Genomic DNA, 12,425 nt, shown 5'->3' on the forward strand with positions numbered 1-12,425 from the left:
GCTATTCTCTATTGTGCTGAAATTCCCGCTAAATTCTTCAGCACCACATAAAAAAATTGAAATTAGGAATTAGGAAAAGAAATGTATAGATACCCAGTAGTCATCCATTTTCACCGAAAAAATGGGGATTATGATGCTTGTTCATTCAGTAGAAAACAGGCAGATGTTAAAGAAAATTTGTATTATGAAAATGACTATTTTGGAGCAAAATTCTCCTTTACAGTCACAAGTGCAGAAAGGATCGATACTCTTACCTTTTCTGTCGAAATAGATGGAAAGACAAAAGATTATCTCTTAGGGTTTAACTATTATCCATTGTTGACTGAGGTTTGGATTTTGGATGGTGATGAGACGGTTTATTATTCTGAAAATCCAGCCATTGCAAGTCCTTGCTATAAAGATCGAAACCCGTTTGCTTTTGATAAAGCCTTTCACAGTGAAAGTTTTGATCACCATTGGGGTTACCAAGGAGAGTTGGGTTATAGTATCTCTGACTACCAGACAAGCTTTAAACTCTGGGCTCCTACAGCTACAGCTGTACAGGTGGTTGTCTATGAAAATATCAGCAACGATGCGCCGATTTGGAAAACCTATAATCTAGAGCGTGGGAATAGCTATTCATATAGTCATAAGTACAATACCATTGGTGTTTGGGGTCTAGATTTAGATGAAAATCTTGCTGGCAAGGCTTATCAGTATCAGATTGAGTTCCCTCATCACAAGAGTTTGACAAGAGATCCTTATACAATTGCAACAAGTCCTGACGGAAAACGTTCTGTTATTCTCTCACACAAAGAGAGACAAGTAGATGGATTTGAAGTCAAACATGGGACAGAAGCTCCTTGGCGTTTGGAAAATCCATGTAAAGCCGTTATCTGTGAGATGCACATTCGTGATTTTACAAAATCGCCGACATCTGGAGTTCCAGAAAACCTTCGAGGGACCTTCCTTGGGGCTGCCCAGACTGGAACGGTTAACCAGTATGGTCAAGCAACAGCCTTTGATTATATCAAAGAACTCGGCTGTAATTATGTTCAACTCCAACCAATCTTTGATCGCCATAAGGAATATGACGAGGACGGGAATGTAACCTATAACTGGGGTTATGACCCTCAAAACTACAATGCGCCAGAACCAAGTTTCTCTAGTAATCTAGATGATCCTGGACAGGTTATTCGAGACCTCAAGACCATGATTCAGGCATATCATGATGCGGGAATCGGTGTCATTATGGATGTCGTTTACAACCATACCTTCTCAACGGTTGATGCACCTTTCCAAACAACTGTTCCCGATTATTACTATCGTATGAATCCAGATGGAACCTTCCAAAACGGTACAGGTGTTGGAAATGAAACCGCAAGCGAACACGAAATGTACCGCAAGTATATGATTGACTCACTCCTTTATTGGGTGAAAGAATACAATATTGACGGATTCCGTTTCGACTTGATGGGAATTCACGATGTCAAAACCATGCAGGCAATTCGTTGGGCACTTGATGAAGTTGATCCCCGTATTATCACCTATGGAGAAGGATGGGATATGGGGACAGGTCTTGCACCTTATGATAAGGCCAAGAAGGACAATGCCTACCAGATGCCAAATATCGGATTCTTCAACGATGATCAGCGTGATGCCATCAAAGGAGGAGAAGTTTACGGCTCAATCAAGGCAGGATTTGTTAGCGGTGCAGCTACAGAACCGATTGTAGCCAAAGCTATTCTTGGTAGCCGAGAGTTGGGTTCATATCTTAGTCCAAACCAAGTTCTTAACTACGTGGAAGCCCATGATAATTACAACTTGCATGATTTGTTAGCAACCCTTCACCCAGATCACAGTTCAGATAAGATTATGCGTCAGGTCGAGACAGCAACAGCGATGAGCATTCTTATGCAAGGGATGTCCTTTATAGAGCTGGGGCAAGAATTTGGTCGCACCAAGCTCCTTGCTACAGGAGAAAATGGCGAGCTGACTCCAGCAGATAGAGAACGGGCCATGAATAGTTATAATGCTCCAGATAGTGTCAACCAGGTCAACTGGGATTTAATCAATGAGAGACAAGAGAGCATTGACTTTATTCGCCAGATTATTCGCCTAAAAACACAAAGGCGTGCTTTCTCTTATCCTACATACGAAGAAGTTTATCGTCATGTTTTCGTCCATACAGCTGCTGAAAATAGTGGATGGATTGTTTACGAAATTCACGGTGGAACAGAGCACTTATTGGTGGTATTCAATGCCAAGGGAACTTCTTTCTACTTTGAAAATGCAGGAAATCTTGAAATGCTTGTGTCCAATAGTCGTTCTCAAGAGTCTAATGTGATTGATGATATCAGCGTTGCAGTCTTGAAGGTACTTTCATAGTAAATACTACAAAAAGGTTTAGTTAATTCTAGACCTTTTTTTATTTTTATTGAAAAACCAATATCTAATAGGAATAAATTTCAAATAATTTGAAGAATCAAGTTTGTGAAAAAAATATCAATATTTTCCAAAAAAGGGTTGTAATTTTCTGAAAATTTGATAAAATAAGTTTTAATCATTTTCAGGAGGAAGAGAATTTGACAAATTATCAGAATTTAGTGAATGGAAAATGGAAATCATCAGAGAATGAAATTGCCATCTATTCTCCCGTCAATCAGGAAAAGCTGGGTACAGTGCCAGCTATGAGTCAGGCTGAAGTAGATGAGGCTATGAAAGCTGCGCGTGCAGCTCTCCCAGCATGGCGTGATTTAGCACCAGTTGAGCGTGCAGCATATTTGCATAAGACAGCAGACATTTTGGAACGTGATAAAGAAAAAATTGGTACCATTCTTGCTAAGGAAGTTGCAAAAGGGATTAAAGCAGCCATTGGAGAAGTAGTACGTACAGCAGAATTGATTCGTTTTGCTGCCGAGGAAGGTCTCCGTATCACTGGACAAGCTATGGAAGGTGGCGGTTTTGAAGCTGCAAGTAAAAACAAGCTAGCCGTTGTTCGTCGTGAGCCAGTTGGAGTCGTCTTAGCTATCGCGCCATTTAACTACCCAGTCAACCTTTCTGGATCTAAGATTGCTCCGGCTTTGATTGCAGGAAATGTCGTTATGTTCAAACCACCAACACAAGGATCTATTTCTGGCCTCTTGTTGGCTAAAGCATTTGACGAAGCAGGAATCCCAGCAGGTGTCTTTAACACCATCACTGGACGTGGTTCTGAGATCGGAGACTACATCATCGAACACAAGGAAGTGAACTTCATTAACTTTACAGGTTCAACACCGATTGGGGAGCGTATTGGTCGTTTAGCTGGTATGCGCCCAATTATGCTGGAACTTGGCGGGAAAGATGCAGCAATTGTCTTAGAAGATGCAGATTTAGAAAATGCAGCTAAGCAAATCGTAGGTGGAGCCTTTAGCTACTCTGGTCAGCGTTGTACTGCTATCAAACGTGTTTTGGTTGTGGAAAGCGTAGCAGACAGATTGGCTGAATTACTCCAAGCTGAAGTTGCTAAGCTAACAGTCGGTGATCCGTTTGACAATGCAGATATCACACCTGTTATTGACAATGCTTCAGCTGATTTCATCTGGGGATTGATTCAGGACGCTCAAGAAAAGGGTGCCAAAGCGCTCAGCCCAATCAAACGTGAGAATAATCTCATTTGGCCAGGACTTTTTGATTATGTCACAAGAGACATGAAATTAGCCTGGGAAGAACCATTTGGACCTGTTCTTCCAATTATTCGAGTTGCAGATGCTAATGAAGCGCTAGAAATTGCTAATGAATCAGAATTCGGTCTTCAATCTTCAGTCTTTACAAATGACTTTAAGAAGGCATTTGAAATTGCTGAGAAACTTGAAGTTGGTACCGTTCATATTAACAATAAAACACAACGTGGACCAGATAATTTCCCATTCCTTGGTGTAAAAGGTTCTGGTGCAGGAGTGCAAGGAATTAAATATAGTATCGAAGCGATGACAAATGTTAAATCCATTGTTTTTGATGTGAGATAATTTATAAAATCAGGAAAACGACTTCCTGATTTTATTTTTTTCAAAAAAATGCAGTTTAAAATTGATAAAAAACGAATATTCTGGTATTATAATAAAAAAATATATGGAAATTGTTTCGTGTTCTATTTTCTGGATATCTTTTTTAAAATGCTAGGTAATTTTTTGAAGGCTTTCATAAAAAAATATGATTTCCTTCGTAAATTACTTGAAAGTTACCTTAAAAGAGTGTATAATAGAATTATAGAAAACGCTTACAAAAGAAAGGGGATTGAATGAATAATCAAGAAGCATTAAGAACCTTTACTACAGGTGAGAACTTTCACCTCCAGCATTATTTAGGAGCGCATAGAGAGGAGAAAAACGGAGAAATAGGCTATACCTTTAGGGTTTGGGCCCCAAATGCACAAGCAGTTCATTTAGTTGGTGATTTTACCGATTGGGTTGAGAATCAGATTCCCATGGTTCGTAATGAAGCAGGTGTTTGGGAAGTCTTTACGAGTCAAGCTCAGGATGGTCAGATTTATAAATATCATATCACGCGTGCAAATGGTCACCAGATTATGAAGATCGATCCATTGGCAGTTTATTTTGAAGCTAGACCGGGTACAGGAGCTGTTTTGACCAATATCCGTGAAAAGAAATGGAAAGATGGCCTTTGGTTAGCACGTCGCAAACGTCTGGGATTTTTCGAGAGACCAGTTAATATATATGAAGCCCATGCAGGATCTTGGAAGAGAAATCCAGATGGTAGTCCCTATACTTTTTCGCAACTGAAAGACGAGTTGATTCCATACTTAGTTGAGATGAACTATACACATATTGAGTTCATGCCTTTAATGGCTCACCCACTTGGATTGAGCTGGGGCTATCAACTTATGGGTTACTTTGCTTTTGAACATTCCTATGGTACACCTGACGAGTTTCAAGATTTCGTTGAAGAGTGTCATATAAATAATATCGGTGTTATCGTCGACTGGGTTCCAGGTCATTTCACTATTAATGATGATGCCTTGGCATATTATGACGGTACACCAACTTTTGAATACCAAGATCACAACAAGGCTCATAACTATGGTTGGGGTGCTCTGAATTTTGACCTCGGGAAAAATGAGGTCCAATCTTTCCTGATTTCAAGTATTAAATTTTGGATTGATTTTTACCACTTAGATGGTATTCGGGTCGATGCAGTGAGCAATATGCTGTATCTAGATTATGATAATGCTCCTTGGACTCCAAATAAGGACGGCGGAAATCTTAACTACGAGGGTTATTATTTCCTTCAACGGTTGAACACAGTGATTAAGTTAGCTCATCCAGATATCATGATGATTGCAGAAGAAAGTTCATCAGCAACAAAGATTACTGGTATGAAAGAAATGGGCGGCCTTGGATTTGACTATAAATGGAATATGGGCTGGATGAACGACATTCTCCGTTTCTACGAGGAAGATCCGATTTATCGTAAGTATGACTTTAATCTGGTGACTTTCAGCTTTATGTATGTTTTCAATGAAAACTATCTCTTGCCTTTCTCACACGATGAAGTTGTTCATGGCAAAAAGAGTATGATGCATAAGATGTGGGGAGATCGCTACAATCAGTTCGCTGGTCTGCGCAACCTCTACACCTATCAAATTTGTCATCCAGGTAAGAAACTCTTGTTCATGGGTAGTGAGTACGGGCAATTCCTAGAGTGGAAGTCTGAGGAGCAGTTGGAATGGTCTAATCTAGAAGATCCGATGAATGCCAAGATGAAGCATTTTACTTCTCAACTCAATCAATTCTATAAAGACCATCGCTGTCTTTGGGAAATTGATACTAGTTATGATGGTATCGAGATTATCGATGCTGATAATAGAGATCAGAGTGTCCTTTCCTTTATTCGTAAGGGCAAGAAGGACGAAATGTTAGTCTGTGTCTTTAACATGGCACCAGTTGAACGTAAGGACTTTACGATTGGTTTACCTGTTGCGGGTATTTACGAAGAAGTTTGGAATACAGAATTAGAAGAATGGGGAGGTGTGTGGAAAGAGCACAATCAAACAGTTCAGACTCAAGAAGGCTTATGGAAGGATTATGAGCAGACCTTGACCTTTACCTTACCTGCCATGGGAGCAAGCATCTGGAAGATCAAGCGTCGTTTGAAACCAGCTAAGAAAAAAGAATAATGGGCTGTTGATGATATTTTTTAGATTTTAAAAACGGATGTACTTGTATTGGACTTGAAACACAAGAGAAATGGATTTCCTATTATTTTTATAAAAAGTTTGACTTCCGACCTTCTTTCGATTTTAACGTTCACATGTCTTTATAAAGGAGTAGAAAATGAAGAATGAAATGCTAGCTTTGATCCTTGCGGGTGGGCAAGGAACACGTCTCGGAAAACTCACTCAAAGCATTGCCAAACCGGCAGTGCAATTCGGTGGGCGCTACCGTATCATTGACTTTGCTCTTTCCAACTGTGCAAACTCTGGAATCCATAATGTTGGTGTGATTACGCAATACCAACCTCTTGCTTTGAATAACCATATCGGAAATGGTTCTAGCTGGGGATTGGATGGTATCAATTCAGGTGTCTCTATTTTACAACCTTATTCAGCCAGCGAAGGAAACCGTTGGTTTGAAGGGACTAGTCACGCTATCTACCAAAACATTGACTACATCGACAGTGTTAATCCAGAGTATGTTTTGATTCTTTCTGGTGACCACATCTACAAGATGGACTACGATGATATGCTTCAGTCCCATAAGGATAATAATGCCAGTTTGACAGTAGCTGTCCTAGACGTACCTCTCAAAGAAGCTAGCCGTTTCGGTATCATGAATACAGATGCCAATAACCGTATCGTTGAATTCGAAGAAAAACCTGCGCAACCTAAGTCTACAAAGGCTTCTATGGGGATTTATATTTTTGACTGGAAACGGCTTCGCAATATGCTTGTTGCTGCTGAAAAGAGCAATGTGGATATGTCAGACTTTGGTAAGAACGTTATCCCTAACTATCTCGAGTCTGGTGAAAGTGTCTATGCTTATGAATTTAATGGCTACTGGAAAGACGTTGGTACGATTGAGTCGCTTTGGGAAGCTAATATGGAGTACATTTCGCCAGAAAACGCCTTGGATAGCCGCAATCGTCAGTGGAAAATTTACTCAAGAAACTTGATTTCACCACCAAACTACTTTGGTGCGCATGCACATGTTGAAGATTCATTGGTTGTGGATGGCTGTTTTGTAGATGGAACTGTTAAACGTTCGATTCTTTCAACAGAAGCACAAGTACGTGAAGGTGCCGAGGTCGTTGATTCTGTCATTATGAGTGGAGCTATTATTGGCCATGGAGCAAAGATTACTCGTGCTATTATTGGTGAGGGTGCCATTATTGCTGATGGCGTAGAGATTGATGGAACGGATGAAGTACAAGTAGTAGGATACAATGAAGTAGTGGGGGTAGCAACAGATGAAGATTGATAAATATTCAGCCATTTTAGGAAACACAGTTGGTTTTCATGATATGTCAACGTTAACAGAACACCGTCCGGTAGCTAGCTTGCCTTTCGGTGGGAAATACCGTTTGATTGACTTCCCCCTTTCCAGTCTTGCAAATGCAGGTGTTCGTAGTATCTTTGGTATTTTCCAACAAGATAATATCAGCTCAGTTTTCGACCATATCCGTTCAGGTCGTGAGTGGGGCTTGTCAACCCTTCTAAGTCACTACTATCTAGGAATTTACAACACTCGTGTTGAAAGCAGTACAGTTGGAAAAGAGTATTACCAACAGCTTCTTACCTACTTGAGACGTTCAGGTTCAAACCAAACCGTTTCGATTAACTGCGATGTTCTGGTGAATATTGATTTGAATCAAGTCTTCCACCTACACAATACAACAAAAGGTCCGATTACAGTTGTATATAAGAAACTTCCTAAGAAAGACATTTCTGATGTGAATGCTATCTTGGAAATCGATGAAACTGACCATGTTCGTTCGCACAAACTCTTTGATAACAAATCCACGGATGAACTCTTCAACATGTCTACAGATATCTTTGTTGTGGACACTCCTTGGTTGATTGAACGACTTGAAGAAGAGGCTCAGAAAGAATATCCTGAAAAGTTGCGCTATGTCCTTCGCGATTTGGCTGTAAAAGAAGGTGCTTTTGCTTACGAATACACAGGCTACTTAGCAAACATTCATTCTGTTCAGTCCTATTATCAAGCAAATATTGATATGCTTGAATCTAAAAAATTCTACTCTCTTTTCTCACCAAATCAAAAGATTTATACCAAAGTTAAGAATGAAGAACCAACCTACTATGCGAATACTTCAAAAGTAAGTACTTCTCAGTTTGCTTCTGGTAGTATCATTGAGGGTGAAGTAGTTCAGTCAGTCCTATCTCGTAACATTTATGTTCACAAAGATAGTGTTGTGAAGAACAGCGTTCTGTTCCCTCGTGTTGTGATTGGACAAGGTGCCCAAGTTGAATATGCTATCTTGGATAAGGGAGTTGAGGTTGCGGACGGTGTTGTCATTCGAGGCACAGCAGAACATCCAGTTGTAGTGAAGAAGGGTGAAACAGTAACAGAGGACATTTATTCATGAAAATTTTATTTGTAGCGGCAGAAGGAGCACCCTTTTCAAAAACAGGTGGTTTGGGCGATGTCATTGGCGCACTTCCCAAATCACTTGTAAAAGCGGGGCACGAAGTTGCAGTTTTCTTGCCTTATTATGATATGGTAGAAGCTAAGTTCGGTGACCAGATAGAGGATGTTCTTCACTTTGAAGTTAGTGTAGGATGGCGTAGACAGTACTGTGGTATTAAGAAGACGGTTTTGAATGGCGTAACCTTCTACTTCATTGATAATCAGTATTATTTCTTCCGTGGTCATGTGTATGGTGATTTTGACGACGGTGAACGCTTCGCCTTTTTCCAACTGGCTGCTCTTGAAGCCATGGAACGCATCGGCTTTATCCCTGACCTTCTCCATGTTCATGATTACCACACAGCCATGATTCCCTTTTTGTTAAAAGAAAAGTACCATTGGATTCAGGCTTATCAAGGAATCAGAACCGTTTTAACCATTCATAATTTGGAATTTCAAGGTCAGTTTTCTGAAGGGATGTTATGGGATTTGTTCGGTGTTGGGTTTGAACGCTATGCTGATGGCACCCTTCGCTGGAATGATTGTCTCAACTGGATGAAAGCAGGTATTCTCTACGCGGATCGTGTCTCAACCGTTTCCCCTAGCTATGCGCACGAGATTATGACCAGTCAGTTTGGTTGCGGTTTGGACCAGATTCTTCGCATGGAGTCAGGTAAGGTTTCAGGTATTGTTAATGGTATTGACGCAGATCTTTATAATCCTCAAACAGACCCACTTTTAGACTATCATTTTGATAAAGAAGATTTGTCTGGAAAAGCTCAAAACAAAGCAAAATTGCAAGAGAGAGTTGGGTTACCTGTACGAGCAGATGTTCCTCTAGTTGGGATTGTCTCTCGTTTGACGCGCCAAAAAGGTTTTGATGTTGTTGTAGAAAGCTTGCATCGTTTCTTACAGGAGGACGTTCAAATAGTCCTTTTAGGAACAGGTGACCCAGCTTTTGAACATTCTTTCTCTTGGTTTGCACAAGTCTATCCAGACAAGCTATCAGCAAATATCACTTTTGACGTCAAACTTGCTCAAGAAATCTACGCAGCTTGTGATCTCTTCCTCATGCCGAGTCGTTTTGAACCATGTGGTTTGTCTCAAATGATGGCGATGCGCTATGGAACTCTACCATTGGTTCATGAGGTTGGTGGACTAAGAGATACAGTTCAATCCTTCAATCCAATCGAAGGAACTGGTACTGGATTTAGCTTTGATAATTTAACACCTTACTGGCTTAACTGGAGTTTCCAAACAGCCTTGGATGTTTATAAGAACCAGCCAGACGTTTGGAGAAATCTACAAAAACAAGCTATGGAATGCGATTTCTCATGGGATACAGCCTGCAAATCTTACCTGGACTTGTACCATAGTTTAGTCAACTAATAGATAAAATCGTATGATTCTTTCATACGATTTTGGGCTGTTTAGAAAGGAAAGTTTATGTCTCAAGTAAAAGGCTTGTGTGTCATGGACGTTGACGGCACCCTGATAGCAGAAGAAGTGATTGATCTTTTAGGAAAAGAAGCAGGTTGCGAAGAAGAAATATCGCAGATTACAAGCCAGGCAATGCGAGGTGAACTGGACTTTGAAACAAGTTTACGAGCGAGGGTAGCTTTGTTAAAAGGCCTTCCGGTTTCGGTCTTTGATACTGTCTTCAAATCCATTCATCTGTCTAAGAATGCTCAAGAATTTATCTCCATACTTCAAAAGAAGGGCATCCTAGTCGGTCTAGTGTCTGGTGGATTTGCACCAATAGTTGAGAGATTAGCAAAATCCCTTGGTATCTCCTATTTTTCTGCCAACCAGTTGGAAGTCAAAGACGGTTTTTTAACAGGTCGACTAGTTGGTGAAATTGTGACAGGTCAAGTAAAACAATTTACTCTTGAGATTTGGAGAAAGGAATTAGAACTGCCCAAAGAAAGAACGATTGCTATAGGTGATGGCGCCAATGACCTCTTGATGTTAAAGTCAGCAGGATGCGGTATTGCATTTTGTGCTAAAGAAATCGTAAAATCTGAGATAGCTTGTTATGTAGATACGAGGGATTTTTTAGAAGTTCTAGCTTTGATTGATTTCTTAGAATGAGAGGGAACTATGAAAATTGTAATTGCACCCGATTCTTTTAAAGAAAGTTTGACGGCAGAAGAGGTCGCTCAAGCTATAAAAAGAGGATTCCAAAAATCGATAGCAGATGTAGAATGTCTGCTTTGCCCTGTAGGTGATGGCGGGGAAGGAACTGTAGACGCTATCCGACATTCTCTTGAACTCAAAGAAAAATGGCAAGAGGTTACGGGACCTTTTGGCCCAAAAGAATCCATGCGCTACTTTCAAAAAGGTCAAATAGCGCTCTTTGAAGTTGCTGACTTGGTTGGTCTTGGAAAGATTCCGCGGGAGAAACGAAACCCTCTCCACATCCAAACTCGCGGTATCGGAGAATTGATCCGCCATCTCATTGATCAAGGGATGAAAGATATCTATGTCGGCGTTGGTGGTACGGCTAGTAATGACGGTGGGATAGGCATTGCTGCTGGTTTAGGTTATCGTTTTTATGATAAGAATGGAAAAGAATTGCCAGCTTGCGGTCAGACTTTGCTTGAGTTCGAGTCAGTTTCAGACAGCGAGTTGTATAGGATACCTGAAGATGTGAAAATCCGCATTTTAGCAGATGTCGTGAGCCCTCTATGTGGTCTTCAAGGAGCGACCTATACATTTGGAAAACAAAAGGGCTTGGATCCTGCTTTGTTTGAGACAGTAGATTTGGCTATACAGCGGTTCTATGAAAAATTTTCACCATCAACCCTCTCTCTTAAAGGAGCAGGAGCCGGCGGTGGGATTGCGGCTGGGCTCTGTGCCTTTGCTGAGGCCGCTATCGTATCTGGGATTGACACTTGCTTAGATTTGATTGACTTTGACAAGAAGGTTGCAGGGGCCTACTTGGTTATCGTTGGAGAAGGTAGACTGGACAGTCAAAGCTTTGTTGGAAAAGCTCCTATCGGTGTAGCAAAAAGAACTCCTGAAGGAGTTCCAGTTATCGCTATTTGTGGTAGTCTTTCCGAGGGTTTACCTTCCCTACCATTCGAAAATATCCAAGCAGCCTTTTCTATTTTAGAAAAAAGTGAACCTTTGGAAGACAGTCTGAAAAATGCAAGACTCTATTTGGAGCACACAGCTACTAATATTGGTCGTTTATTAAATTTGAGGAAGGATTAACCAAACCATTTTTTCCAGATGGATTTTTTAGGTGGCTCTGCCTTTTTCTCTTCCCAGAGGCTTGAGAATGCAAGTCTAAGGTCCTTTTCGTCTACTTGAACAGGTTCATTTGTATGAATGACAAGACCGAAAGGAGAGGTGATGTGATCGTCTGAAACAATAGTCGCCTGACAGTTGCTTTCCTTTGCTTGTTTTAAGTAAAAGACCTGTTTGTCAAACTCGATATTTGGTGAGATTTTCACAAAAAGTTCCTCTACCTTTTCTTGAAAACCCTCTAAAATAGAGAAAAATCCATGTTCTAATTCAGGACTATTGGCAGTACTGATATCCGCGTAGCCAAGAACTCTTTCCTCGAAAGTGCCGAGATAGCGGCGTTGTTCGTCAGGGTTTAGTTTGGGCCCACCATGAGCTTTTTCTAGTAGTTGTTTTGATAAATCTGTCATAAAAACAGTATATCACAAAAATCGCAAGAAAACAGACAAAAGAAAGCGATTACTTTATAAAGTTAAGGAAAATTTGCACAAAGATAACGTTTTTTCTTGAAAAACGCTTATTTTTAAGGTATCATAGAGGTGTAAAAAA

9 protein-coding genes are annotated in these 12,425 nt (G+C 40.5%); 8 read left to right on the plus strand and 1 reads right to left on the minus strand.

The genetic code is table 11. From position 1 onward, the window contains the following. Positions 1-81: 81 nt before the first annotated feature. The 8 genes from pulA to A6J84_RS02970 all read left to right on the plus strand — a co-directional run bounded on the left by pulA (position 82) and on the right by A6J84_RS02970 (position 11,843). Positions 82-2,367: a type I pullulanase gene (gene pulA, locus A6J84_RS02930; protein WP_095726007.1), complete on the plus strand. Its 2,286-nt coding sequence runs from the start codon at positions 82-84 to the stop codon at positions 2,365-2,367. 197 nt (positions 2,368-2,564) lie between these two features. After that, a complete protein-coding gene (locus A6J84_RS02935) occupies positions 2,565-3,989 on the plus strand; it encodes an NADP-dependent glyceraldehyde-3-phosphate dehydrogenase (protein WP_095726008.1) in 1,425 nt (474 codons plus the stop codon). A 272-nt stretch (positions 3,990-4,261) separates the two neighbouring features. Continuing rightward, positions 4,262-6,157: a 1,4-alpha-glucan branching protein GlgB gene (gene glgB / locus A6J84_RS02945; RefSeq protein ID WP_095726009.1), complete on the plus strand. Its 1,896-nt coding sequence runs from the start codon at positions 4,262-4,264 to the stop codon at positions 6,155-6,157. A gap of 157 nt (positions 6,158-6,314) precedes the next feature. Next, positions 6,315-7,457 (plus strand): glucose-1-phosphate adenylyltransferase, encoded by a 1,143-nt coding sequence (locus tag A6J84_RS02950; protein WP_000787250.1) that lies wholly within the window; start codon positions 6,315-6,317, stop codon positions 7,455-7,457. Then, entirely contained in the window at positions 7,447-8,586 is a 1,140-nt protein-coding gene (gene glgD, locus A6J84_RS02955; RefSeq protein ID WP_095726010.1) for a glucose-1-phosphate adenylyltransferase subunit GlgD, read from the plus strand. Before A6J84_RS02950 ends, glgD begins: the two co-directional genes overlap by 11 nt. Continuing rightward, the gene (glgA, locus tag A6J84_RS02960; protein WP_084854309.1) at positions 8,583-10,016 is read left to right on the plus strand and encodes a glycogen synthase GlgA; all 1,434 of its coding nucleotides are present in this window, start codon (positions 8,583-8,585) and stop codon (positions 10,014-10,016) included. The genes glgD and glgA overlap by 4 nt, the downstream gene beginning before the upstream one ends. Positions 10,017-10,073: 57 nt before the next feature. Beyond that, positions 10,074-10,718, plus strand: coding sequence for a phosphoserine phosphatase SerB (gene serB / locus A6J84_RS02965; protein WP_095726011.1), 645 nt, complete (start codon positions 10,074-10,076; stop codon positions 10,716-10,718). A gap of 9 nt (positions 10,719-10,727) precedes the next feature. Continuing rightward, complete coding sequence (locus A6J84_RS02970; RefSeq protein ID WP_095726012.1) at positions 10,728-11,843, plus strand: glycerate kinase; 1,116 nt, start codon at positions 10,728-10,730, stop codon at positions 11,841-11,843. On the opposite strand, the gene A6J84_RS02975 is transcribed toward A6J84_RS02970, so the two are convergent. After that, positions 11,840-12,286 carry a DUF1694 domain-containing protein gene (locus tag A6J84_RS02975; RefSeq protein WP_000131097.1) on the minus strand — a complete coding sequence of 149 codons (447 nt, stop codon included), beginning with the start codon at positions 12,284-12,286 and terminating at the stop codon, positions 11,840-11,842. The two genes, A6J84_RS02970 and A6J84_RS02975, sit on opposite strands and share 4 nt — an antisense overlap. Between the last annotated feature and the right edge of the window lie 139 nt (positions 12,287-12,425).

The organism is Streptococcus sp. FDAARGOS_256, assembly GCF_002289235.2.
Classification (GTDB): Bacteria; Bacillota; Bacilli; order Lactobacillales; family Streptococcaceae; genus Streptococcus.

Bases quoted from the DNA above. Each gene is read 5' to 3' on its own strand.
- serB (WP_095726011.1), top strand. From the start codon at position 10,074: ATGTCTCAAGTAAAAGGCTTGTGTGTCATGGACGTTGACGGCACCCTG.
- glgD (WP_095726010.1), top strand. From the start codon at position 7,447: ATGAAGATTGATAAATATTCAGCCATTTTAGGAAACACAGTTGGTTTT.
- glgA (WP_084854309.1), top strand. From the start codon at position 8,583: ATGAAAATTTTATTTGTAGCGGCAGAAGGAGCACCCTTTTCAAAAACA.
- pulA (WP_095726007.1), top strand. From the start codon at position 82: ATGTATAGATACCCAGTAGTCATCCATTTTCACCGAAAAAATGGGGAT.
- A6J84_RS02975 (WP_000131097.1), bottom strand. From the start codon at position 12,286: ATGACAGATTTATCAAAACAACTACTAGAAAAAGCTCATGGTGGGCCC.
- A6J84_RS02970 (WP_095726012.1), top strand. From the start codon at position 10,728: ATGAAAATTGTAATTGCACCCGATTCTTTTAAAGAAAGTTTGACGGCA.
- A6J84_RS02950 (WP_000787250.1), top strand. From the start codon at position 6,315: ATGAAGAATGAAATGCTAGCTTTGATCCTTGCGGGTGGGCAAGGAACA.
- glgB (WP_095726009.1), top strand. From the start codon at position 4,262: ATGAATAATCAAGAAGCATTAAGAACCTTTACTACAGGTGAGAACTTT.